Origin of the sequence: Paraburkholderia sp. J69-1, assembly GCF_905220255.1 — a bacterium.
Classification (GTDB): domain Bacteria; phylum Pseudomonadota; class Gammaproteobacteria; order Burkholderiales; family Burkholderiaceae; genus Paraburkholderia.
In genome coordinates, this window is record NZ_CAJMZG010000036.1 from 1 (window position 1) to 23,344 (window position 23,344).

At 62.5% G+C, this 23,344-nt stretch carries 20 protein-coding genes and 3 pseudogenes; 5 read left to right on the top strand and 18 right to left on the bottom strand.

The features are described 5' to 3' along the window. Nucleotides 1-627: pseudogene (locus tag U5A67_RS38290) on the bottom strand (hypothetical protein); the annotation flags it as partial. Nucleotides 628-1,232: 605 nt separating this feature from the next. On the opposite strand from U5A67_RS38290, the pseudogene U5A67_RS38295 reads away from it, so the two are divergent. From U5A67_RS38295 to U5A67_RS38300, 3 genes and pseudogenes are all read left to right on the top strand, one after another. Beyond that, a pseudogene (locus U5A67_RS38295) lies at nt 1,233-2,324 on the top strand (ESPR-type extended signal peptide-containing protein); the annotation flags it as partial. A gap of 194 nt (nt 2,325-2,518) precedes the next feature. Next, nucleotides 2,519-2,833 (top strand): annotated as a pseudogene (locus U5A67_RS40825) (hypothetical protein); the annotation flags it as partial. 21 nt (nt 2,834-2,854) lie between these two features. Beyond that, nucleotides 2,855-3,784 carry a YadA family autotransporter adhesin gene (locus U5A67_RS38300; protein ID WP_321814456.1) on the top strand — a complete coding sequence of 310 codons (930 nt, stop codon included), beginning with the start codon at nt 2,855-2,857 and terminating at the stop codon, nt 3,782-3,784. A gap of 94 nt (nt 3,785-3,878) precedes the next feature. On the opposite strand, the gene U5A67_RS38305 is transcribed toward U5A67_RS38300, so the two are convergent. The 12 genes from U5A67_RS38305 to U5A67_RS38360 form a co-directional block, all read right to left on the bottom strand. Continuing rightward, nucleotides 3,879-4,415: an ureidoglycolate lyase gene (locus U5A67_RS38305; protein WP_321814457.1), complete on the bottom strand. Its 537-nt coding sequence runs from the start codon at nt 4,413-4,415 to the stop codon at nt 3,879-3,881. A gap of 18 nt (nt 4,416-4,433) precedes the next feature. Further along, nucleotides 4,434-5,444: an allantoicase gene (gene alc / locus U5A67_RS38310; RefSeq protein ID WP_321814458.1), complete on the bottom strand. Its 1,011-nt coding sequence runs from the start codon at nt 5,442-5,444 to the stop codon at nt 4,434-4,436. A gap of 87 nt (nt 5,445-5,531) precedes the next feature. Next, the gene (gene uraD, locus U5A67_RS38315; protein ID WP_205981708.1) at nt 5,532-6,053 is read right to left on the bottom strand and encodes a 2-oxo-4-hydroxy-4-carboxy-5-ureidoimidazoline decarboxylase; all 522 of its coding nucleotides are present in this window, start codon (nt 6,051-6,053) and stop codon (nt 5,532-5,534) included. Then, nucleotides 6,050-7,009, bottom strand: a complete 960-nt coding sequence (gene puuE, locus U5A67_RS38320; RefSeq protein WP_321814459.1) for an allantoinase PuuE — start codon at nt 7,007-7,009, stop codon at nt 6,050-6,052. The genes uraD and puuE overlap by 4 nt, the downstream gene beginning before the upstream one ends. A gap of 268 nt (nt 7,010-7,277) precedes the next feature. Next, on the bottom strand, nt 7,278-8,066 hold the full coding sequence (locus tag U5A67_RS38325) for an aspartate/glutamate racemase family protein (protein ID WP_321814460.1): 789 nt from the start codon (nt 8,064-8,066) through the stop codon (nt 7,278-7,280). 39 nt (nt 8,067-8,105) lie between these two features. Then, nucleotides 8,106-9,620, bottom strand: a complete 1,515-nt coding sequence (locus tag U5A67_RS38330) for an NCS1 family nucleobase:cation symporter-1 (protein WP_321814461.1) — start codon at nt 9,618-9,620, stop codon at nt 8,106-8,108. 288 nt (nt 9,621-9,908) lie between these two features. Further along, nucleotides 9,909-10,655, bottom strand: coding sequence for a GntR family transcriptional regulator (locus U5A67_RS38335; RefSeq protein ID WP_205981712.1), 747 nt, complete (start codon nt 10,653-10,655; stop codon nt 9,909-9,911). A 309-nt stretch (nt 10,656-10,964) separates the two neighbouring features. Then, on the bottom strand, nt 10,965-11,891 hold the full coding sequence (ldcA, locus tag U5A67_RS38340; RefSeq protein ID WP_321814462.1) for a muramoyltetrapeptide carboxypeptidase: 927 nt from the start codon (nt 11,889-11,891) through the stop codon (nt 10,965-10,967). A 64-nt stretch (nt 11,892-11,955) separates the two neighbouring features. Continuing rightward, a complete protein-coding gene (gene tadA / locus U5A67_RS38345; protein ID WP_321814463.1) occupies nt 11,956-12,582 on the bottom strand; it encodes a tRNA adenosine(34) deaminase TadA in 627 nt (208 codons plus the stop codon). 11 nt (nt 12,583-12,593) lie between these two features. Next, the gene (locus U5A67_RS38350) at nt 12,594-12,995 is read right to left on the bottom strand and encodes a DnaJ family domain-containing protein (protein ID WP_205981714.1); all 402 of its coding nucleotides are present in this window, start codon (nt 12,993-12,995) and stop codon (nt 12,594-12,596) included. A gap of 530 nt (nt 12,996-13,525) precedes the next feature. Then, nucleotides 13,526-14,722, bottom strand: coding sequence for an amino acid aminotransferase (locus U5A67_RS38355; protein ID WP_321814464.1), 1,197 nt, complete (start codon nt 14,720-14,722; stop codon nt 13,526-13,528). A 117-nt stretch (nt 14,723-14,839) separates the two neighbouring features. Next, nucleotides 14,840-16,258, bottom strand: coding sequence for an amino acid permease (locus tag U5A67_RS38360; RefSeq protein ID WP_321814465.1), 1,419 nt, complete (start codon nt 16,256-16,258; stop codon nt 14,840-14,842). A 266-nt stretch (nt 16,259-16,524) separates the two neighbouring features. Here U5A67_RS38360 and U5A67_RS38365 point away from each other — a divergent pair, with 266 nt between their 5' ends. Further along, nucleotides 16,525-16,998, top strand: a complete 474-nt coding sequence (locus U5A67_RS38365; protein ID WP_205981717.1) for an Lrp/AsnC family transcriptional regulator — start codon at nt 16,525-16,527, stop codon at nt 16,996-16,998. A gap of 240 nt (nt 16,999-17,238) precedes the next feature. Here the strand turns inward: U5A67_RS38365 and guaA are convergent, their stop codons facing one another. From guaA to guaB, 3 genes are all read right to left on the bottom strand, one after another. Then, nucleotides 17,239-18,822, bottom strand: a complete 1,584-nt coding sequence (gene guaA / locus U5A67_RS38370) for a glutamine-hydrolyzing GMP synthase (RefSeq protein WP_205981718.1) — start codon at nt 18,820-18,822, stop codon at nt 17,239-17,241. A gap of 189 nt (nt 18,823-19,011) precedes the next feature. Beyond that, entirely contained in the window at nt 19,012-19,680 is a 669-nt protein-coding gene (locus tag U5A67_RS38375; protein ID WP_321814466.1) for a hypothetical protein, read from the bottom strand. Between the two features lie 6 nt (nt 19,681-19,686). Further along, complete coding sequence (guaB, locus tag U5A67_RS38380; RefSeq protein ID WP_205981720.1) at nt 19,687-21,147, bottom strand: IMP dehydrogenase; 1,461 nt, start codon at nt 21,145-21,147, stop codon at nt 19,687-19,689. Between the two features lie 284 nt (nt 21,148-21,431). Between guaB and U5A67_RS38385 the strand changes: the two genes are divergently transcribed. Then, nucleotides 21,432-22,457, top strand: coding sequence for a DMT family transporter (locus tag U5A67_RS38385; RefSeq protein ID WP_321814671.1), 1,026 nt, complete (start codon nt 21,432-21,434; stop codon nt 22,455-22,457). Nucleotides 22,458-22,503: 46 nt separating this feature from the next. Here U5A67_RS38385 and U5A67_RS38390 read toward each other — a convergent pair whose 3' ends face one another. Then, nucleotides 22,504-22,848, bottom strand: coding sequence for an RnfH family protein (locus tag U5A67_RS38390; RefSeq protein ID WP_205981722.1), 345 nt, complete (start codon nt 22,846-22,848; stop codon nt 22,504-22,506). Continuing rightward, nucleotides 22,845-23,288 (bottom strand): type II toxin-antitoxin system RatA family toxin, encoded by a 444-nt coding sequence (locus tag U5A67_RS38395; RefSeq protein WP_205981723.1) that lies wholly within the window; start codon nt 23,286-23,288, stop codon nt 22,845-22,847. Before U5A67_RS38395 ends, U5A67_RS38390 begins: the two co-directional genes overlap by 4 nt. Nucleotides 23,289-23,344 lie beyond the last annotated feature (56 nt).

The following is a 23,344-nucleotide window of genomic DNA, read 5'->3' on the forward strand; positions in this document are numbered from 1 at the left end:
GCGCAACGAACGGATGACACGCAGCCCCAATCCATTGCGGCTATCTTTTCCGTCCTCATCATAGGTGTAAAGGACGCGAATGGAAGGAATCATTGCTGCGTCATTACCGTAAATATCGCGCGGTACGCCGGAAACAACCGAAATCGAATCAAGATTCAGTTCGCGCCGTACTTCATCGATGACATAGATGTTCGCGTATTGGGAAATATAGTGAAAAGGCGAAAGGACAATCGGACGACGGGGATCGCTTGCCCGCATCTGCGAGATTATTCCGGCCAACTGCCGCGCGACTTCGTGTAAATCGTTCCAGCCGTCACGTTTTAAAGCACGGCCAGCGTAAAAACGCTCGTCGAACCATAATTCGCGTATATGCGCGCTCATGGTTTGCAATGCGTGCTTGCGCGTCAGGCCGACCTCGATGCGCCCGGTTTCATAGCGCGCCACCCCAATCGCGCGGACCCGGCCACAGTATGTGGATCGAAGGAGCCAGGCAGCCAAAGCCGCGCGCTCGACCATCGAAAAGGACAAGCGGGAAAACAGGTAACGGCGTAACGAAAATTGCCAGGACAAACGCCGCTCATTCAGGCGCTTGAAGAACTGCGAGATCCCTTCAGCGCTCAATGACATAGCACGACCTGGGGAATACAAACCAAACCATAAAAAAGGGGGCGTCCCCCCTTTCGATCAGACCGTACGATTAACGCGGCGTCGACGCCGGCGTCACCGGTGCAGCAGCAGCGACGACGCGCGGAGTCGGTGCGGGCGCGCAGCAGCACTTGCAGCAGCCACCTGCCGCTTGAATATTCGCGAGTTGGGTGCGGTCGATTTTTTGCATCAAATGATCTCCTTTTGGTGAATTACCATCATTCGTTAGACGGCATGCGCATGCTAGCAGTCCCATCAGTCTTAAAAATCATAAATATTCAAATTAAAATCTTATTTTTAATTAATTTACAAAAATCTTATAAATTATGCATCAAACCCATATTTAATAAGAATGTTCGCATTTTCATAAGAAATCAATGCAATTTTTGCACGCTTAATGCTCTATTCATACGCCATATAACTAAAGCATCGATTGGAAATTAGGAATATTCGGATTCTTGCGTTCTTCCTGCATCGCTAGAGTGATTCCGCGTTTTGGCTAAAGCGGGGCCCAAAACACGCGCTACATATTCTGAATTCCGTTACTCGAATTCAGTAATCCGAACATTTTCCAATCAGGTAATCAGATGAATAAGACCTATCGTTCCATCTGGAGCGACACCGACCAAACATGGGTAGCGGTAGCGGAAACCACCCGATCGCACCGCAAATCGTCGCGTCGCTCTGCCGTCTTGACGACCGGCGCACTGGGGATCGTCGCAAGTCTTGTTTCAACAGGCGCTTTCGCGGCCGGCACCGTGGGACAGGGCGGACTTGAAATCTGCTCAGGGGTGAAGGGATATTCCTGGGGAGCCACGGGCAGCAGCGCCACGCTTGACTGCTCGGCCGGAAGCTCCGGCGTATCGGACGGGCTTGCTTTTTCGCTGAACAATGCGGGCGATACAAACGGCGGCTATGGATTCGACGCATCGACGGCGCGGGTTGCGGGCTATCAAAACGGCACGCTGGACATCAAAGGTACAAACGTCCTGGTCCACGGACCGACCACGTTCGACAGCATCGTTTCGATGAGCAACCAGAAGATTACGAACCTGCGCCCCGGCGAGATTTCGGCCACCAGCACAGATGCAATCAACGGCTCGCAGGTCTATGCGGCCATCAGCAAGCTCGGCGACGCCGTTTTCTACGATACGGCCTCACACAATGCAGTAACGCTTGGCGACGCAGCCGCCATGGAACCCGTCGCACTGCATAACGTCGCAAACGGCACCCTTTCGGCGGACAGCCTGGACGCCGTCAACGGCGCGCAACTCTATGACGCTATGCTGCAGGCTGGCGGCGCGGCGCACTATGTCGGCATCAATAGCGCGGCGGGCTCCGGCAACTACAACGGTGAAGGCGCGAACGGCGTCGATACGATTGCCATCGGCGCAAACGCCAGTGCGGGGGCTTATAACTCGGTGGCGATGGGCACAGGGAGCACGGCATCAGGCAACTATGCGATCTCGTTCGGCAACCAGGCAACGGCTGCCGAAGCGTCCATCGCAGTGGGCGCGCACAGCGCGGCTACCGAATGGAATGACATCGCCATTGGCTTCGGCACTAGCGCTTACGGCGGCACGTCGATTGCCGTAGGCCTGAACAGCACCGCAGCGGGCTACCACTCGATGGCAATGGGCGGCGCGGCGCTGACGCAGGGCTCATTCGCAACGGCGCTCGGCGACAGCGCCAGCGCAATCTCATCGCAGGGAACCGCACTCGGCGCCGGTGCCGTCAGCACGAACCCGGGAGACGTGGCGCTTGGCGCGGGATCGATTACCGACGTCGTTGCGGGCACGTCGGGCACCACGATCCGTGGCAGTGAGTACGCTTCGCGGGGGCGAATCCGGCCAGTACGGTCAGCATCGGCGGCGTGGGCAGCGAACGCACCATCACGAATCTCGCTGCGGGCAGGATTAGCGAAAGCTCGACCGATGCGATCAACGGCTCGCAGCTTTACGCGACGAATCAGGCTATCGAAAAACTCAGCAATCCGTATATTGACGGCACGGGAACCGGCCTACCCGCCGCACAGGCAACCGGGCTCAATTCGGTGGCATTGGGACTGGGGTCGGTCGCCGATGGACTTCGGACAGTGTCGGTCGGTAACGCGGCGACGGGCTTAACTCGCAAGATCACGAACGTTGCAAGAGGTTCAGCGGACACTGACGCGGCTAACGTCGCGCAGTTGAACGATCTTTGGGGAGCAGTGAGATCCGGCCTTGTCAGCTTCTCAGCCCAGCTAGGCGCAAACACTTCCGCCATCGCTGCGCTCGACGCCAGTTCCGCGAATCCGCCCAGCATGCTGGGCGCAACGAGTGGCAATCTCGTCGGCGTGGGAAGTGTCGATGCAGACGCTTTGCACTACGACTCCTCGACTCACGCGTCCGTCACGCTCAGCAGCACCACCAACGGCAATGTCAGCTTGAGTGGCCTGCAAAACGCGGCACTCACCGCATCGAGCACCGACGCCGTCACAGGCCAGCAGCTCTACGCCACGAACCAGCAGGTCGCCAACATCAACCAGGCCGTGCAGAACATCAGCATGAATGGCACGACGGCGGTTTCCGCCAATTCGACCAGCGGTGCGGCGGCCGCTTCCGGTACGCAGGCCATCGCAGTGGGCGGCGGCGCGCTCGCCTCTGGTGCAAATTCAACGGCGCTCGGCGATAAAGCCAACGCATCGGCAAGCAATGCTGTCGCAATCGGTGCCAACTCCGTAGCTGATCGCGATAACGCCGTTTCTGTCGGCGCTGTTGGCTCGGAACGCCAGATCACGAATGTCGCGACCGGTACTTCGGGCACCGACGCCGTCAATCTGAACCAGTTGAACGGCGCCATCGCGCAGCAATCGAACGCGCTTGGCCAGCAGATCTCCAATCTGCAAGGTTCGATCAACACGGTGTCGAAGAACGCCTACGCCGGCGTCGCGGCCGCCATGGCGATGCCAAACCTCACGCCTTCCGGTCCGGGCCGCACGCTGGTAGCGGCTGGCGGCGGCTACTACATGGGCGGCAGCGCGGCGGCGGTTGGCGTCACGTATCGTTCGACGAACATGCACTGGCTCATGAACGGCGCGGTGTCCGTCACCAGCACGGGCAATCCTGCCGTGCGCGCCCAGGTCGGCTACGAGTTCTGATCGCAAGAAAACTCTCAGGCAGCATGCAAAAAGCCACGGTCAAGACCGTGGCTTTTTTTCATCGGTACGCGCTTTGCGTGCCGCCAACAACACGTCAACGCTGTGCGTCGCGCATCGCTTCTTCGGTCAGCCAGAGCGATTCCGGCAGATCCTGCTCGTTGAGGTTCAGCCCTTCGCCGCCGCGATCGACGACGATAAAGTCGCTGACGTCGCCGAGTGCGATCAACGGATGGTGCCAGACGCCCTTCGCATAGTTCACGCCTTGCCAGCCGCTCGACACGAACGCGCGGATCTTCGACACATCCAGATCGCCCGCCGGCGCCACGACAACGAGATACGGCTTGTCGTTGAGCGGGACGAACGCCTGGCTGCCCAGCGGATGGCGTTCGAGCATCTTCACTTCGAACGGCAGCACGCGCGGCTGGCCGCGGAAGAGATTCACGAGCGTACGCCCGCCCTCTTCCGTGACGTCCACATTCGCGAGATCGTGATAGCGGATCGTCGTGCCCAGGTTGATCGGAATCTGCTTCGCGCCTTCGAGTTCGATCACGTCGCCAAACGGCGCGAACGCCTCGCGCGTGAGCGGCTCGATGGTCAACGTCGTGCGGGTCAACTGCGTGGTTTCACTCATGATGGCCTCGCTTGCCCATCAGGCGAGCGTACCCCACAGACGCACGCGCGATACGCCGCCGTCCGGGAAGATGTTGAAGCGCACGTGCGTGACCGGGCCGAGTGCCGCGAGTTCGCTCTCGAAGTAGTGCTGCTTGTCCATCTGCAGCTTCTGTTCGCCGAGCAGCACCGGCCAGAACATCGCCTGCGTGACCAGCGAGCTGTCCGTGCCGCCCACCACGCGCGCAGCCTGGAACGAGCAGCGATCCGGGTAGTTGCCCTTGAAGTGCGCCGTATCGACTTCGATCTTCTTGATGATGCCCGGTTGCGCCAGCGCGATGATCGCCCAGTCGTTGCCCGGTTCGCGACGGCGACGCGTTTCCCAGCCGTCGCCCATGTTCACGCCGCGGCCCGGCATCAGCAGCGTCGATGCCACGCCGAAGTGCTGGTTGTTCGCGCCGACGAGGTACGCGCCGTTTTCCATCGCGGCGAGGTCGAACAGTTCCGTGCGGCTCGCGCCCTGCCAGTCCACCTGCGGCTGGCCATACACACGCAGACGGGCGATGCCGCCGTCCGGGTAGATGTTCACGCGCAGATGCGTGAAGGGCTTGTCGCTCGACACTTCGACATAGTGATGGCTGTTGCCGTTGAGCGACATCGACGGAACGATTTCGGTCCATTGCGTCGATGCAGTCGGTGCGCCTTCAGCGACATAAGCGCCTTCGACCGAAGCGGCCGGCGGGAAGTTACCCGTGAAGTGGCTGGTGTCGAGATCGAGACCCTTGATGACGCCCGGACGCGCGAGCTTCACGACGCACCAGTCGTAGCCGTTGCTGCGCTTGCGGCGCGTTTCCCAGCCGTCCATCCACTTGCCGTGATCGTCGTACTTGCCCGGGATAAAGACGGCCGGCTCCGGATTGAGCATGCGCTCCTTCGGCGCGAAGAAGTCGTCGCTCGCCTCGAGCGCCTGCGCCCCTAGCCGCGGGTCCGCGAGATTGACGAAGCGGCGCGTGAAGTCGGGTGCGTTGGGGTCGAGAGTCGGGAGTGCCATCTTTGTCTTCCTTCGTATCTTTTCTATGGTTAAAACGGCGCTGCGCTGCGCACGCGGTGTTGCTGCATGCCGGAGCGCATCGCCACGTCACGCGTCGATCAGCTCATCCAGCCTGAAGCGCGCGATACGGTAAATCTGGTCGAGGCTCGCGCGCATTTCGTCGGCGCGATTGTTGTTCACGCGCGATTCGAAGTTCGCGATGATGCCGTGGCGGTCATAGCCGCGCACCGCGAGAATGAACGGAAAACCAAACTTCTCGCGATAGGCGCGGTTGAGCGCCTGCAATTTGTCGAATTCTTCCTGCGTGCACTGGTTCAGCCCGGCGCCGCTTTGCTCGCGCGTCGATTCGGCCGTGAGTTCGCCACGCACCGCAGCCTTCCCCGCAAGCTCCGGGTGAGCGTTGATCAGCGCGAGTTGCAGTGCTTCGCCCGAGGTTTCCACCGCGCCCGACATGGTCGAATGCAGCACGTCGATGCTCGCATAGGGCCGCTGCCGCGCGGCCGCCTCGGCGACCCAGGGCGAGTGCTCGAAAATGCCCGAGAGCGCCGCCACGAAGGCGTCGGTCGAAGCCTGATTCAGCTGTTCGAGGGTGTAGTGCATTGCCTTCATGCGGCGGCCCCGCGGTGATCGTTCTGTTGCGGTTGATAGGGATGGTGTTCGCGCCAGTGGCGCGCGATATCGACACGGCGCGTCACCCAGACGCGATCGTGTTTCTCGATGTGATCGAGGAATCGCTGCAGCGCGCGCATGCGGCCAGGACGGCCGAGCAGGCGGCAGTGCATGCCGATCGAGAGCATCTTCGGCGCTTCGTCGCCTTCTTCGTAGAGCACGTCGAAGGCGTCGCGCAGATAGGTGAAGAAGTGATCCGCCGTGTTGAAGCCTTGCGGCGTGGCGAAGCGCATATCGTTGGTGTCGAGCGTGTACGGCACGATCAGTTGCGGCACCGTCTTGCCGCCGGTCACGTCCACATCCATCCAGAACGGCAGATCGTCGCCGTAGTAATCGGAGTCGTAGAGGAAGCCGCCGTATTCCGCCACGAGCCGATGCGTATTGGGGCTGTCGCGGCCCGTGTACCAGCCGAGCGGACGCTGCCCCGTCACGCGCTCGATCGCTTCCATGCCAAGCTTCATGTGCTCCAGTTCGCGTTCGGGCGTCGCGTCCTGATAATGAATCCAGCGATAGCCGTGGCAGGCGATTTCATGACCCAGTTCGACGAATGCGCGGCCCAGATCCGGGTGGCGTTCGATCGCCATGCCCACGCCGAAAACCGTGAGCGGCAGACCGCGCTTTTCGAACTCGCGCAGGATGCGCCAGACGCCCGCGCGCGAGCCGTATTCGTAGATCGACTCCATGCTCATGTGGCGGGCCGGATAAGCCGCGGCGCCGACGATCTCGGAGAGGAACTGCTCCGAAGCGGGATCGCCGTGCAGCACGCAGTTTTCGCCGCCCTCTTCGTAGTTGAGCACGAACTGCACCGCGATGCGCGCCTTACCAGGCCAGTTGGCCTGTACCGGGTGGCGGCCGTAACCGATCAGATCGCGGGGATATTGGGGATCGAGTGGCATGCTGTCGAATCTGTCGAAAGATGATGACGAAACGAAACTACGCTGAGCGCGATAAGACGCTCGGGACTCGTGCGCGAGATGCCGTTCCACCGCATTAAAACCTTGCGCCACAAGGATTTGCAGGCGTGCGGGCAATCTGCTTCGAGGACCGGCCCAGTGTAGCGAAATCGTCCGGGCGCGCCCATACGCAAGGACGGATAGTACGGGTCAAGCGAGGTGTATGTGCCGGGCCGGCCGTGGCCCGGCAAGGTCCGTGCGCGTTGGGTGTTTACCCGTAGCGCAGCGGACGCACGGGCGGCGGCGTGTCGGTCACGCTGGCCGTGCTGGTCGGGCTGAAGTGGGCGAACTCGCCGTCGTAGCGCTTCGTGAGCGGCCTGGCGAAGTCGCCGCGCTTGGCGGTGGTCAGACGCAGCGCGACCAGCGCCTCGACCCATTTGACCGCGGCCGTCACGCCATCCACGACTGGAACGGACAGCGCATCCTCGATTTGCGCGCACAGGCTCGTCATACCTGCGCAACCGAGCACGATGGTATCGGCGCCATCTTCTTCGAGCGCACGCCGGCATTCGTCGACGATCGCGCGGCGCGCCGCCGAACCCGGCTCGTCCAGTTCGAGCACGGCCACGTCGATGGCGCGCACGTTGCGGCAAAAACGCGTCATGCCGTAGCGCTCGGCCAGATGCCACGCCATCGCCTTGGTGCGCGAGAGCGTGGTGACGACCGAGAAGCCCGGCGCCAGCACGCTGGCCGCATGCATGGCCGCCTCGGCGATACCCACCACCGGCCCGCGTGCGAGCTCGCGCGCCGCATAGAGGCCGGGGTCGCCGAAGCAGGCGATCACGTAGCCGTCGAAGCCTTCGCGCTCGCCCGCCTCGACTTCGGCGAGCAGGCCGGGCGTGGCCAGCGCCTCGTCGTAGTAGCCCTCGATCGAGGGCGGCCCCATCGTCGGGCTCACGGCCACCACTTCCGTGCCCGAGGCGACGACGGCACGCGCGCACTGCCCCATTGCCGCAGTCATGCGCTGCGTGGTGTTCGGATTGATCAGTTTGATACGCATGGCCTTTCCTTGCTCGTGTTCTTGCTCGTGATCCGTGGTTCAGACTTGCGCGCGGGCGCGATCGCCCATCGTCAACGCGCGGTAGAACAGCGCGCCCAGCGCAGCGCCGATAAACCACGAGAAGTTCGCTGCGCCGCTGAGCGCGGGCACCATCACGCAGACGATCGCGATCACGGCGGCGGGCAGCAGCGCCGACACCGCACGCCAGTTCACGCCGTTGCTGTACCAGTAGGCGCCCTTCGGCGACACCGTGTAGAGATCGTCCACGGCCAGACGGCCACGCTTCACGAGGTAGAAGTCAACGATCAGGACACCATACAAAGGACCGATGAACGCGCCGAGTACGTCGAGCGTGTAGTGAATCACGGCCGGATTGTTGAAGAGATTCCACGGCGTGATGAAGATCGATGCCACGGCCGCGAGCATGCCGCCCGCACGCCAGCTGATCAGACGCGGCGCAACGTTCGAGAAGTCGAAGGCCGGCGAGACGAAATTCGCCACGATATTGATGCCGATGGTCGCGATCGTGAACGTCAGCGCGCCGAGAATCACGGCGGTCGGGTGATCGATACGGCTCACGGTTTCGACCGGATCGGTAATCAGTTGTCCGAATACAGGCAGCGTGGCCGAGGTCGTCACCACCGTGACCAGCGAGAACGCGAGGAAGTTGACCGGCAGCCCCCAGAAGTTGCCGCGATGCACGCTGCGCAGCGACTTGCCGTAACGCGAGAAGTCGCCGAAATTCAGCATCGGGCCGGAGAAATACGACACCACGAGGGAAATGGCCGTGATCATCACCGGAATGACTTCCGTGCCGTGATATTTCACGCCGCCAAGATTGAGGCCGATGTTCTGCCAGCCCGCGCGATACACCATGTAACCCGCGAGCGCGAACATCACCACATAAACCGCCGGGCCTGCGAAGTCGATAAACTTCTTGATCGTCTCCATGCCGTTCCAGAACACGAAGGCCTGCAGCACCCAGAGCGTCATGAAGCCCGCCCAGCCGACCGTCGAAAGCCCGAGCATGCCGTGCTTGTGCACATCGGCGTAAGGCATCAACTGCGGGACGAATTTGAGCACGACGATCACCAGCGCGCTCGACGCGAGGAAGGTCTGAATGCCGTACCACGCCACCGCAATCAGGCCGCGAATCACCGCAGGAACATTGGCACCCAGCACGCCGAACGTGCCACGGCAGGCGACCGGATACGGTACGCCGTGACGCTGGCTCGGACGCGCAATCAGATTGCAGAGCACGTTGACGATCGAGATGCCGACGATCAGCGCGACCAGCACCTGCCAGCTCGTCAAGCCGAGTGCGAAGAGGCTGCCGGCGAACACGTAGCCGCCGACGCTGTGCACGTCGGACATCCAGAACGCGAAGATGTTGTACGCGCCCCAGGTCTGCTCCTTGAGCGGCGCGAGATCGTGGTTATAGAGGCGTTCGCTGTAGCCGGCGGGAATCCGCATGCCGTCGCCGGGTTCGTTGCTCTCGCCTGAATCGAAGGTGGGCACTGCAGGACTGCCATGTGACGCGCTGAACTGAGCCATGATCCGCTCCTTGGGATGGATACGCCGACGGAAAAAAGACGCCTGAACGCCTCAAAACGCGTGCTGCACCGCTGGATGCGGCTGCCGCGATATCTGCGTGGATGGCGTCGCATTCGCACCGCGACGGTCGCCCTGGTGGCGCCCTGTCCGCTGTGCCGCGGCCATCCCAATTCCTTCCCCGTGCGACGCGTGGCATCTGGCGTGCCACGCATCCTTCAGTTTTCTTCAGTTGTCCTTCAGTTCAGCGCGGTGGGAACGATCGCGTTCCCACCGTCATGCAATCCGTTATCAGCGTGCGGCAAGCGCGGCGTCGCGCGTGCCAAAAACATCCTGCAGATCCACCGACGCGCCCGTCGGCCGGTCCAGCATCTTGAGTTCCACGCCCTGCAGGTGCCGCACCATCAAGGCAGCCGCTTCCGCCGCCTGCCCGGCTTCCAGCGCCACAAGAATCGACTCGTGATCGTCGAAGGAACACGGGCTGCGGCCGGGCGATTCGTAGAGCGCCGAAATCAAGGTCGAACGCGCGACGAGACCGTTCAGGCAATCGCACAGCACCGTGTTGCCGGTGAGCGCCGCCAATTCCGTATGAAACTCGCCGGAGAGGCGAATCCAGGCCGGAAAGTCGCGGCCTTCGAAGGCCTTGCGCTCGCGCCGGATCGTCTCGCTGATGCTCTTGAGCCGCCGCGTGCCGTGCTGCGCATTGCAGACCCGCTCCACTACCGCCAGTTCGATGATGCGGCGCATCTCGAATACTTCGTGCACTTCCTGGAGCGTCGGGCTGGCGACGAAGGCGCCGCGATTCGGCTCCAGATCGACCAGGTGATCGGTCGCAAGCAAGGCGAGCGCCTGGCGGATCGGGCCACGCTTGACGCTGAACACCTCGCACAACTGCGCTTCCGTGAGCTTCGCGCCAGGCGGCAAACGATGCTCGAGGATCGCGGCGCGGATACGCGCGGCGATGGCTTCGGGCTTCGTGCCGGTCGCGTCAGCTTCGGTATCGGTGTTTTGCACGTCGCGTTGCACGGTCTTGCTCATGTCTGTCACCTTGATGTTGGGTATGCTAGTTTGGACATAAAGATTGTCAACAATTTTATCGGCAAACCTGGGGAATATGCCTGGTCTGACCGGTCAGACACATGCATTCTTCCGGTGAATCCCGCTTCAGTATTGGGAATAACGCACGCTCATGGTGATCGAGCGCCCACAAATGGGCCGATTTTTTGTCAACAATTTATGGCGATGGCGGGTCTAGAACATTGACCTTCAGCGGATGAATCTGGCTGTTAGTTGCATATCATCAGAGATAAAAAGCGCCCGAAGGCGCTTGCGGCGTTCCGCATCCGTTCATCCGCGATACGGATAGCCGCTCAGGTTAAGCTCGAAACCGTGCGCATTGGCGCTCAGTTGCGCCTGCGCGCCGAACGGCAACGTGACCATATCCGCGATATGGCCGAACGGCAGACCCGTGATGATCGGAATTCCCGCCAGCGCGCGCACCTGCTCCACGACCGCGTGCAGGTCGTAGCCGTTGTCGTAGTCGAACGGCTTGCCGCCCGAAAAATCGCCGAGCACCAGCGCCTTCTGGCGCGCGAGGATGCCGGAAAGATGCAGCTGGTACAGCATCCGCTCGATGCGGAACGGCTGTTCGTTGACGTCCTCGACGAACAGGATGCCGCCCTCCACCGGCGGCATATACGGCGTGCCGATCAGCGACGTTAGCACGGCCAGATTGCCGCCCCAGAGCATGCCCGATACGTCCGCGTGCTGCACCTGCGGCGCTTTCACCTTGAGCGTGAATTCGGGCTGCGTGAGCGCCTGCCAGAAGTGATGCATCGTGAAACTGCTCAATTCCGGCGCGCCGAAGTCGCTCAGCAGCATCGGGCCGCCAAAAGTCGTAATGCCCGCGCGCGCGTAGAGCGCCAACTGGATCGCGGTGAAATCGCTGTGACCGACCAGCGCGATCGGCTGGCCCGCCAGCCGGGCTTGCAGGCCTTCGTAGTCGAGCCCGTGCAGGATGCGCACGGCGCCGTAGCCGCCACGGACCGCCAGCGCGATATCGGGCAAGGCGCGCGCAGGATCGGCGAGACGGTTGAGTTCGGCGGCGCGCTGACCGTCGGTGCCCGCGAAACGCTGGAAGCGCCGCTCGGTGGCCTCGATATTCTCGACGCGATGACCCTGCGCGCGCAGCCGCGCAATGCCGCGATGCACGGCTTCCGGGTCGTGGGGATAGCCCGACGGCGCAATCAGTTCGATGGTGCGATGGCTGGTCATGTTCGATGGATTCGAATCCACCAGAGCGCCATCAGGCTGCGGCGGCGCGACGTGGCGGCGTGGTTTATCGAGGCGCGTCAGGCGCGCGGTTCGGATGCGACGTATCGGCTGAATCGGCAGCTTGAGCGGCGCGACGCGCTTCGCGGCTGGCCCGGCGGCGTTCGGCGAAAAAGTCGCGCAAGGCATCGCCACATTCGGTCTCGAGCACACCGCCCATCACGCTCGTATGGTGGTTGAGCTGCTCGTTCGAGAAGGCATCGACGACACTGCCGCACGCGCCCGTCTTCGGATCGCGCGCACCGTACACCACGCGCGAAATGCGCGCATGCATGATCGCGCCGGCGCACATGAGACACGGTTCCAGGGTCACATAAAGTTCGCAGCCGGGCAAGCGGTAGTTACCCAATGCGCTGCCGGCTGCGCGCAACGCCGCCATTTCGGCGTGCGCCGAAGGGTCGTGCGTGCCGATCGGATGATTAAAACCCGTCGCGATGACCTCGTCGCCGCGCACGAGCACGGCGCCCACCGGCACTTCGCCGGCCGCGCGCGCCTGGTCGGCAGCGGCCTGGGCGAGACGCATGAAATGGCGATCGCGTTCCGTGATGGGATCGGTGGTGGAGGCAGGCACGGCGGCTTCGGACGCCTCGACGGACGTCAGATTCGGCTCGTTCGCATCGCCGGAAGGCGTCATGGCACCCACGCTCAAGCGGCACCCGCCGCGAAACCCTGAGCGCCGGCAGCACGCTCGGACAGACGCTCGGCGATACGGCGGCGATATTCCTGCGGCACGACCATCGGCCCGCCGCGCAGCGATTCGAGCGCCATATCGAGCGCGAGCAGACGCGCGCGCAGACGGCACTGCGCGGCCTTGTCGCCTACCTTGGCAAGTTCTTCCTCGAGATCGCGCAGTGCGCGAAGCTGTTCGAGCGCAGGCGGAACGAATCCGGCGTTCTTGAGGATGCGGTTCGCGACGCGCACTTCTTCGGGTACGAAGAGGTCGTCGTCGAGTTCCTGGGGCGCTCCGGCGCCGGGAGACCCGTCGAAGTCACCGCGCGCAGCTGCGGCGGCAATCCGTTGTTCGACGAGGGCATCAAGCAATTTCATCAGCAATCCACTACGTTGCGGCCACGGCATTCTATCAGGGTAACACCTGGAAGACCGCGCACATCCGACATGGGCGACGTTCTAATCCTATGGATTGACAGAGGGCGTATTTGATGCGAAGCGCATTCGGCGCGAATACCCTGAATGCCCCGCAAAGCCGGAATCGTCTGATGGGCGCGGGTCTGGTGCGCACGTAAGGTTCATGGCTTCACCGCCAGCCAGCGTCTGGCGACACGCTCCCTCTTCCTTGCGCAGGCAACGATGAAATCTTCTTCATTTTTCCGCTTCAGGACTACATGGCGACCCTTGCGAGGCGCACGAATCCTGCGTCAGTTGCGGCTTGGTGCGGCTTGTCTACTGCTGGGAACAGCGCTGAGCGGATGCGGCGTGTTTTGCAGCGGCGGCGGAGGGAGTGGCGGAGGCATTTCCGGCGTGTGCGGGATCGGCACAGGCATGCGGTTCTGAAGCGGCAACCAGACGTAAAGCTACGTTGAGCTACGCTGGCGCCGCCTCAGCAAATCAGGCAGGCATCAGTCCTTCAGCACCTTGCCCACGGCATCGACGACGATGCTCACGTTCTTCTCGTTCAGACCCGCCACACACATACGGCCCGAACGCAGGATATACACGCCGAACTCTTCCTTGAGGCGATCGACCTGATCCGCGCTCAGGCCCGTGTAGGTGAACATGCCGCGCTGCTTCACGTAACGCGACAGCGCTTCGCCGCTCACGTGCGCCTGCAGGCCGTCGTGAATCGCCACACGCATGCGGGCGATACGCTCGCACATCGCCGCCAGCTCGGTTTCCCACGATTGCTTGAGCGCGGGCGTCGTCAGCACGCGCGTGACGATCCTGGCGCCGTGCGTCGGCGGATTGCTGTAGTTCGAGCGCACCGCGCCCGTCAGCTGGCCCAGCACGCGATCAGCCGCGGCCGCGTCTTCGCAGATCACGTGCAGACCGCCGCAACGCTCGCCGTACAGCGAGAAGTTCTTCGAGAACGAGTTCGCCACCAGCGCCGGCACACCGCGACGGCCGAGTTCGCGCACCGCGAAGGCATCGGCGTCCAGTCCGGCGCCGAAACCCTGATACGCCATATCGACGAACGGCAGCAGATCGCGCTTTTGCAGCACGTCGATCAGTTGCACCCATTGCGCGTCGTCCAGATCCACGCCGGTCGGGTTATGGCAGCAGGCGTGCAGCAGCACGACGCTCTTCGCCGGCAGCGCATCGATGGCCGCGAGCATCGCGTCGAACTTCAGACCGCCGGTCGCTTCGTCGTAGTACGGGTAGGTATTCACCTCGAAACCCGCGCGCTCGAAGATGAAGCGATGGTTTTCCCACGTCGGGTCGCTGACCCACACCTGGCTTTGCGGGAAATAGCGCTTGATGAAATCGGCACCGACCTTGAGCGCGCCCGAACCGCCGAGCGTCTGCACCGTTGCCACACGCCCTGCTGCGCGCGACGGACACTGCGCGCCGAACACCAGCGCCTGCACCGCATCGCGATACTGGGCGAAACCCGCCATCGGCAGATAGGGCTTGGCGCCCGGCTCCTGCAGGAGCGCCGCTTCCGCCTCGTGGACGGCCTTCATCACCGGCAGACGGCCTTCGTCGTCGAAATAGATGCCAATGCTCAGATTGACCTTGTTCTGTCGCGGATCTTTCTGGAAGTTCTCGTTGAGCGAGAGGATCGGGTCGCCGGGATAGGCATCGATATGTTCGAACATGGCCTTAGCTTGTCGGTTACGGGAAAGTTGCGGAATGTCGGATGATAAGCGGCCGATCGGGATTCATGTGCGAAGGCGTCTGGCGTGTACCAGCGCCCTCGCCTCACCGACCGGATTTCAGCGCGTCTGCACGCCGCCGTGCAGCGCCGGCGCCGCGCCACGACGCCAGAAGCGATACGCACCGCCCAGCACCACCAGCCATACCGGGATGAGCCACACGGAAATGCGCAGATCCGGGATCATGTACATCACGACGAGAATACCGGCCAGGAACGCCAGGCACAGGTAATTCGTGAGCGGATAGCCAAGGCTGCGGAACGACGTCGTCTCGCCGGCACGCGCCTTCACGCTGCGGAACTTCAGATGGATCAGGCTGATCATCGCCCAGTTGATGATGAGCGCCGACACCACCAGCCCCATCAGCAGTTCGAACGCCTTGCCCGGCATGAAATAGTTGATGACGACGCAGGCCGCCGTCGCCACGGCCGTCACGGCCAGTGCCGTCAGCGGAATACCGCGGCGATTCACCTTGAGCAGCGCCCTGGGAGCGTTGCCCTGCTGCGCCAGACCGTAGAGCATGCGGCTATTGCAGTACACGCCGCTGTTGTACACCGACAGTGCGGCAGTCAGCACGACCACGTTGAGCACGTGCGCCACGAAGTTGCTGTTCATCGCGTGGAAGATCAGCACGAAGGGGCTGCCGCCCGACACGACCTTTTCCCACGGATACAGCGAGAGCAACACGCCCAGTGCGCCGACGTAGAAAATCAGGATGCGGTAGATCACCTGATTGGTGGCGCGCGGGATCGTGTGCGAAGGATCGTCCGCCTCTGCTGCGGTGATGCCGACCAGTTCCAGCCCGCCGAACGAGAACATCACGACCGCCATCGACATCACGAGCCCCGACACGCCATGCGGGAAGAAGCCGCCGTGCGCCCAGAGGTTGGAGATGCCCGCTTGCGGACCGGCGTTCCCGGACAGCAGCAGCCAGCCGCCAAACGCGATCATGCCGACGATCGCCAGCACCTTGATGATCGCGAACCAGAACTCGAGCTCGCCGTAGGACTTCACGCTCGCCAGATTGATGCCGTTGATGACGACGAAAAATCCGAGCGCCGATACCCAGGTGGGCAGATTCGGCCACCAATAGTGCATGTAGATGCCGACCGCCGACAGTTCCGCCATGCTCACGAGCACATAGAGCACCCAGTAATTCCAGCCGGAGAGAAAGCCTGCGAAGGGGCCGAAGTACTTATCGGCGAAGTAGCTGAACGAACCGGCGACCGGCTCGTCGACGACCATTTCGCCAAGCTGCCGCATGATGAAGAACGCGACGATGCCCGCGATCGCATAGCCGAGTAGCACGGACGGGCCGGCCGTCTGGATCGTCTGTGCGATGCCAAGAAACAGTCCTGTGCCGATTGCCCCACCCAGCGCGATGAGCTGGATGTGCCGATTTTTGAGGCCGCGCCTGAGGTGGCCGTTCTCGTCGCCGCCGTTGCCTGGTGCGCAGTTGCCTGGGGCTGTGGAAACCATGTCTCTTCCTGTTTCTTCTTTATCGATGCGTCGGCTGGGAGGCGGACTGATCACCCGCATGTGCTCCCTGCGCAGCCGCGCGAAATAATATTGCGCACGCAACTTGATGCGCTGATGCGCTTTCAGAGCTGCCGCTTGTGGCTGACAGCCCTGTCAGGTGCGCCCAGTGTATAGGCGGCGAGGAAAAATATGATTTCATCTGATACGCAGGCAAACCCTGATTGGTACAATTTCATTTCGCATCCAACTCATCCCGAGCAACATAAGTGCAAGCACTCGCCCTCGACGCCATCGATCTCCGGCTTCTCGCCGCGCTCCAGGAGCACGGACGCGCCTCCAATCTCGAACTGGCCGCGGCCGTGAAGCTCTCGCCTGCACAAACGCTGCGACGCCATCGCCGGCTTGAAGAGCTGGGTGTCATCAAGCGTTATGAGACGCGGCTTGACCCGCAGGCGCTCGGCTTTGGCGTGGTCGCGTTCATTCAGGTAACGATGGAGCGCGGGCACATGCGCGAACTCGTGAAGTTCAAGGAACTCGTCGCGAAGTTGCCGCAGGTGCAGGAGTGCTACTCCGTGACCGGCGATATCGACTACGTACTGAAGGTGGTGGCCCGCGATCTCAAGGCGCTGTCCGAATTCCTGCTCGACACGCTCATGCGCGCGCCTGGCGTGAGCAGCGTGCATTCGATTGTGTGCCTCGATGAACTCAAGGGAACGAGCGCGATGCCGCTGGAGGCGTGAGCGGAGCGTGAAGCCGGCTCGCTGGGGATAAGTCCCGTGCGGATACGCAATTTTATCTCATTTGCATCGCGCAGATGAGGGATGATTGTGTTTTGGCCGCCCGAAATGGCGGCAAATGGCGCCATAACGCGATAGGGCTCGACAGGTCCAGACCTGGACAACAAAAAACCCGCGCCAGATCAAGATCTGAGCGCGGGTTTGCTTGATCGCCGATGCTAGCGCGCATCGGTCAAAGCGGGATTACTCCCACTCGATTGTCGCAGGCGGCTTGCCCGAAATGTCGTACACGACACGGTTGATGCCGCGCACTTCATTGATGATGCGGTTCGACACGTGGCCGAGCAGTTCATGCGGCAGATGCGCCCAATGCGCCGTCATGAAGTCCATCGTCTGCACTGCACGCAGCGCCACGACGTACTCATACGTGCGGCCATCGCCCATCACGCCCACGCTCTTGACCGGCAGGAACACTGCGAACGCCTGGCTCGTCAGTTCGTACCACGACTTGCCGGTTTCCTTGTCGATGGTGTTACGCAGCGTCTCGATAAAGATCGCATCCGCGCGACGCAGCAAGTCCGCGAAATCGCGCTTCACTTCGCCCAGGATACGCACGCCCAGACCCGGACCCGGGAACGGATGGCGATACACCATGTCGTGCGGCAGACCGAGCTTCACGCCCAGTTCGCGCACTTCGTCCTTGAACAGTTCGCGCAGCGGCTCGAGCAGCTTCAGGTTCAGCGTTTCCGGCAGACCGCCCACGTTGTGGTGGCTCTTGATCGTGTGCGCGCCCTTCTTGCCCTTGCCCGCCGATTCGATCACGTCCGGATAGATCGTGCCTTGCGCCAGCCACTTCGCGTCCGTCAGCTTGCCCGCTTCGGTCTGGAACACTTCGACGAACTCGGCGCCGATGATCTTGCGCTTCGCTTCCGGATCGGTCACGCCCGCCAGCTTCGACAGGAACGCTTCGCTCGCATCGACGTGAACCACCTTCACGCCCAGATTGCCCGCGAACATCGCCATCACCTGCTCGGCTTCGTTCAGACGCAGCAGACCGTGATCGACGAACACGCAGGTCAGCTGGTCGCCAATCGCGCGGTGCAGCAGCGCAGCCGCCACCGACGAATCCACGCCGCCCGACAGACCCAGAATGACGTGTTCCTTGCCAACCTGCTTGCGGATCGCTTCGACGGCTTCGTCGATGTAGTGACCCATTTCCCAATCGGCCTTCGCGCCGCAGATACCCAGCACGAAGCGCTCGAGCATCGCGCGGCCCTGAACGGTGTGGGTGACTTCCGGGTGCCATTGCAGGCCGTAGAAGTGACGCGCTTCGTCGGCCATCGCCGCGATCGGGCACGATTCCGTCGATGCCATCAGCTGGAAGCCCGCCGGCATTTCGATGACCTTGTCGCCGTGGCTCATCCAGACCTTGAGCATGCCGTGGCCTTCGGCCGTACGGAAATCTTCGATACCGTCGAGGAAGCTCGTATGGTTGCGCGCGCGCACTTCGGCGTAACCGAATTCACGCAGATGGCCGCCATCGACCTTGCCGCCGAGCTGTTCGGCCATCGTCTGCATGCCGTAGCAGATGCCGAGCACGGGCACGCCCAGTTCGAACACCGCTTGTGGCGCGCGCGGCGTGTCGGTTTCGGTGACGGAATTCGGGCCGCCCGAGAGGATGATGCCCTTCGGTGCGAATTCGCGGATGAACGCGTCGTCGACATCGTACGGATGGATTTCCGAGTAGACGTTTGCTTCGCGCACACGGCGCGCGATGAGCTGGGTGACTTGCGAACCGAAGTCGAGAATCAGGATTTTGTCGTGCATGGCAGCGGACGAGACCTAAAAAAGAACGGATACAGAAAGCCGCGCACTGGCTGGAAGCCTCGCACGCGGCGTGAATTCATCGGAACCTGGGCACGGGCACGTGGCGGTCCCGTGCAGCGCAATTCGGGCGGTTCGGGCGCAATCTGGCGGGTTTCGCGTCTGACGGTTGGCGTCGACGCGCTGCCCACCTCAACCTCGCAGCGGTGGCCGCTGGGCGTCGGCCGCTTCGTCTCGCGCCGCCTGGCGCGCTTCCTCGGCGTCCACCGCTGTGCGCGGCGCGACCGATGGCGCGACCGGCACGATCACCGGCTCGACCGGCTCAGCGACCGGAACGACGACGGGCGCAGCCTTCTTATGCGAGAAAAACGGCTTCGCATAGACCACCGGCTCGTCGCGCTTTTCCTTGACCGCACGGCGCGCTTCGCGCTCCTGCGCCGCGGCTTCGACCGCCAGCGCCTTCTCGCGCAGCTTCACCGCACCGGCAAGACGCGCACCGCCAAATCCCACGACGATCAGACAGGCGCCCACCGCACCGGCCACCAGTTGCCCCAAGCCCGTGAGCTGCGGCTTGTGCAGACCGATCAGCCAGACCAGCATCAAGACGCCGGCAATCCAGTTGACATGCCCTGCAGTGCGACCGATCGTGGCCGTCAGCGCGCCGTCGAAGGCCGCCCGCAGCGCGAGCCAGGCAAAGCCCAGCAACACCACGCCGAACGCCTGTCCGACAAGCGCCGGCTGCGCCTGCACCAATTGCAGCGCGTCGTAGAGAGAGGTCCAGGGCGTGAGAAGAAACAGCACGCCGAACCCCAGCAATATCAACGCATCGACAATCAGCACTACGCGCAGCAGCGGCTTCATCGAGGCTTAGTCCACGTGGTAGTTGGGCGCTTCCTTGGTGATCTGCACGTCATGGACGTGCGATTCGTTCAGACCTGCGCCCGTGATCTGCACGAACTCCGCCTTCTCGTGGAGTTCGTCGATCGTGCGGCAACCGCAATAGCCCATCGAAGCGCGCACGCCGCCGATCATCTGGAACAGGATCGCGTTGATCGGGCCCTTGTAGGCGACGCGGCCTTCGATGCCTTCCGGCACGAGCTTGTCGATGTTCGCCGAGTTGTCCTGGAAGTAACGGTCAGCCGCGCCGTCCTTCATCGCGCCAACCGAACCCATGCCGCGGTACGACTTGTACTGACGGCCCTGGAACAGGAACACGTCGCCCGGCGATTCTTCGGTGCCGGCGAACATGCTGCCCATCATGACGGCATTCGCGCCGGCAGCCAGCGCCTTCGAGACGTCGCCCGAGTAGCGTACGCCACCGTCGGCGATGCACGGCACGCCGGTGCCCTTGAGCGCTTCAGCGACATTCGAGATTGCCGTGATCTGCGGCACGCCCACGCCTGCGACGATACGCGTCGTGCAGATCGAGCCCGGGCCGATACCGACCTTCACGCCATCCGCGCCGTACTCGACGAGCGCACGCGCGGCATCGGCCGTCGCAATGTTGCCGCCGATGACTTCGACGTGCGGGAAGTTCTGCTTGACCCAGCGAACGCGCTCGAGCACGCCCTTGCTGTGACCGTGCGCCGTATCGACGACGATGACGTCGACGCCGGCCTGCACCAGCAGTTCGACGCGCTCTTCGTTGTCTGCGCCGACGCCGACTGCCGCGCCAGCGCGCAGCTTGCCGTGCTCGTCCTTACAGGCGGCCGGGTGTTCGGTCTGCTTGGTGATGTCCTTGACGGTCATCAGGCCGCGCAGTTCGAACGCATCGTTCACGACCAGCACGCGCTCGAGGCGGTGGCTGTGCATGAGCGACTTGGCGTCGGCCAGCGGCGTGCCTTCCTTGACGGTGACGAGGCGCTCGCGCGGCGTCATGATCGAGCGCACCGGCTCGTCCAGACGGGTTTCGAAGCGCAGGTCGCGGTTCGTGACGATACCGACCAGCTGCGCGCCTTCCACGACCGGGAAGCCCGAGATGCCATGTTGCTGCGACAGCGCAATGACGTCCGCGACCTTCATCTGCGGCGGCACGGTGATCGGATCACGCACGACGCCCGACTCGAAACGCTTCACCTTCGCGACTTCACGCGCCTGTTCGGCGGGCGTGAGGTTCTTGTGAACGATACCCACGCCACCTTGCTGCGCCATGGCAATAGCAAGACGCCCTTCCGTGACGGTATCCATCGCGGCCGAGACAAGCGGAATGTTCAGGGAGATATTGCGGGTCAGCCGGGTCTTCAGGCTGGTGTCGCGCGGGAGAACGTCGGAGAAGGCGGGAACGAGGAGCACGTCATCGAACGTGAGTGCTTTCTGGATCAGACGCATGGCAAATCCTATAGGCGCAAAAGCAGATTATACGGGATAGCGCCCTGGAAATCATCAGTGCGTACAGTAGCTTAGCGCCGATTTCGGGATTTTTTTGAAGTTTTCGGGGGCATCCGGAGCGGTCATTACAGCGGATTTCCGCGTTCTTGCTCACCTGCTTTCGACCCGAATTTCCATCCGTATCTCCACTCATCCCGCATGAACCGTGCAGGATTGAACAAGACGAGAAGCAGCGCGCGCGGGTAAGCTTGCCTCCCACTGAAAGTTATGCGGAGGCAATGGAAATGCAACGTGGTGTGCTGTACGGCGTGCTCGCTGGAGCGTTATGGGGAACGGTATTCGTGGTGCCCCGGCAACTGGCGGACTTCTCGCCCCTGCTCCTGAGCGCCGGACGCTACGTGATGTACGGGCTCGTGTCGCTGGCTGCGCTCCTGCCAATGCTCAAACGTGTCTGGCCGCGCCTCACGCGCGAAGATCTCGTCGCGCTCGTGAAACTGGCGCTGATGGGCAACCTGCTCTACTACCTGTTTCTCGCCACCGCGATCCACCTGGTAGGCATTGCGCCAGCCTCGCTGATCGTGGGCGTGTTGCCCGTGACGGTCACGCTGCTCGGTCGCGGCGATCATGGCGCGGTGTCGCTTTCGAAGCTCGCATGGCCTCTGGCGATGATCGCGGCGGGCATCGTCTGCATCAATGTCGATGTGTTTACAGCGGCGGGCAGCGCGGGCGATTCCGCCAGCACGCTCACGAAGATCACCGGGATTGGCTGCGCCGCGGGCGCGCTGATCTGCTGGACGTGGTTCGCTGTCGAAAATTCGCGCTATCTGCAGCGCAACGCGCATTTCAGCGGCAACGAGTGGTCGGTGCTCTGGGGCGTGGTGACGGGCGCACTCGGCGGGCTGCTGTGGCTCGTGATTCTGGTGATGCCCGCAGGCGCCGCGCAGGAAACCGTCGCCGATGGCCGCTGGACCACCTTCTGGCAACTGAACCTGGTGCTGGCGATTGGCGCCTCGTGGCTCGGAAACGGGCTGTGGAACGCCGCCGCCAAGCGTCTGCCGCTGACGCTCTCCGGCCAGATGATCGTGTTCGAGACGCTGTTCGCGCTGCTCTACGGTTTCATCTACGACCATCGCCTGCCGCGCGGGCTGGAAATCGCGGCGATCGTGCTGCTGGTGGTGGGAGTGAGCTGGTCGGTCCGCCAGCATGCGGGCGGACCTGAAGACGCCGTGCACGGCGACGGCATCGTGCCCGAAAGCGATGGGCACGATGGCCGCAGGAATGGCGCGGAGCAGCGCCGCGCGGCCAGTTAAACCTTTGTGACGATCGTTCGCGCTGGTCTGATGATATTTCAGACGATCAGCGCGAATCCTTGTTCTGCCACTTGCGCCCTTCGATCGAACCCGCCTTGCGGGTTTTGTCGACGCGACGCTGACGCGCGAGTTTCGGATCGACCACCAGCGGCCGATAAATCTCCACGCGGTCATGGTTAGCCAGCACGCTGTCGAGCGGCTTGAGCTTGCCGAACACGCCCACCTTGAGTTTCGTCAGATCGATCTCGGGATGGCGCGTCAATATGCCGCTCGCGTCGATGGCCTGCTGCACGGTCGAACCGGCCGCCAGTTGCACGCCGATGAGCGTTTGCGCATCCGGCAGCGCATAGCAGACATCGACCGACAGATCGCGGGTGAGATTCGCGCTCATACCTTGTTCTTCCCGTAACGCTGATCGGCGCGCTTCACGAAGGAATCGACGAAGGTGTTCGCGATGTGATGAAACACCGGCCCGATGATCTTTTCGAGAATGATGTTAGAAAACTCGTAGTGCAGCGAGAATTCGATCTTGCAGGCGTCGGCCCGCAACGGCGTGAAGCGCCACGAGCCCGTGAACTTCTTGAAAGGGCCGTCGGTGAACTCCATATCGATATACTCAGGGCGCTTCTGCACGTTACGCGTGGCGAAGTGCTGTTTGATGCCCTTGAAGTTGATATCGATCTTCGCCTCCATGCCGCTCTCGTCCTTGCGGCGTACCTCGACGCCGCCGCACCACGGCAGAAAGTTAGGATAGTCGTCGACATCGGTGACGAGGTCGAACATCTGTTCCGCCGAATGGCGAATCAACACGGTTTTCTGGACATCCGCCATAAATTGCGCAATGCGATGCAAGGGTGAAGGCGCAGCGGGCTTTCGCTGGCCCGCTT

Bases quoted from the DNA above. Each gene is read 5' to 3' on its own strand.
- U5A67_RS38305 (WP_321814457.1), bottom strand. From the start codon at position 4,415: ATGAGTGAAACCACGCAGTTGACCCGCACGACGTTGACCATCGAGCCG.
- uraD (WP_205981708.1), bottom strand. From the start codon at position 6,053: ATGAAGGCAATGCACTACACCCTCGAACAGCTGAATCAGGCTTCGACC.
- puuE (WP_321814459.1), bottom strand. From the start codon at position 7,009: ATGCCACTCGATCCCCAATATCCCCGCGATCTGATCGGTTACGGCCGC.
- U5A67_RS38385 (WP_321814671.1), top strand. From the start codon at position 21,432: ATGCAACGTGGTGTGCTGTACGGCGTGCTCGCTGGAGCGTTATGGGGA.
- alc (WP_321814458.1), bottom strand. From the start codon at position 5,444: ATGGCACTCCCGACTCTCGACCCCAACGCACCCGACTTCACGCGCCGC.
- guaA (WP_205981718.1), bottom strand. From the start codon at position 18,822: ATGCACGACAAAATCCTGATTCTCGACTTCGGTTCGCAAGTCACCCAG.
- U5A67_RS38395 (WP_205981723.1), bottom strand. From the start codon at position 23,288: ATGGCGGATGTCCAGAAAACCGTGTTGATTCGCCATTCGGCGGAACAG.
- U5A67_RS38390 (WP_205981722.1), bottom strand. From the start codon at position 22,848: ATGAGCGCGAATCTCACCCGCGATCTGTCGGTCGATGTCTGCTATGCG.
- U5A67_RS38330 (WP_321814461.1), bottom strand. From the start codon at position 9,620: ATGGCTCAGTTCAGCGCGTCACATGGCAGTCCTGCAGTGCCCACCTTC.
- U5A67_RS38375 (WP_321814466.1), bottom strand. From the start codon at position 19,680: ATGAAGCCGCTGCTGCGCGTAGTGCTGATTGTCGATGCGTTGATATTG.
- tadA (WP_321814463.1), bottom strand. From the start codon at position 12,582: ATGACGCCTTCCGGCGATGCGAACGAGCCGAATCTGACGTCCGTCGAG.
- guaB (WP_205981720.1), bottom strand. From the start codon at position 21,147: ATGCGTCTGATCCAGAAAGCACTCACGTTCGATGACGTGCTCCTCGTT.
- ldcA (WP_321814462.1), bottom strand. From the start codon at position 11,891: ATGACCAGCCATCGCACCATCGAACTGATTGCGCCGTCGGGCTATCCC.
- U5A67_RS38355 (WP_321814464.1), bottom strand. From the start codon at position 14,722: ATGTTCGAACATATCGATGCCTATCCCGGCGACCCGATCCTCTCGCTC.
- U5A67_RS38335 (WP_205981712.1), bottom strand. From the start codon at position 10,655: ATGAGCAAGACCGTGCAACGCGACGTGCAAAACACCGATACCGAAGCT.
- U5A67_RS38360 (WP_321814465.1), bottom strand. From the start codon at position 16,258: ATGGTTTCCACAGCCCCAGGCAACTGCGCACCAGGCAACGGCGGCGAC.
- U5A67_RS38325 (WP_321814460.1), bottom strand. From the start codon at position 8,066: ATGCGTATCAAACTGATCAATCCGAACACCACGCAGCGCATGACTGCG.
- U5A67_RS38350 (WP_205981714.1), bottom strand. From the start codon at position 12,995: ATGAAATTGCTTGATGCCCTCGTCGAACAACGGATTGCCGCCGCAGCT.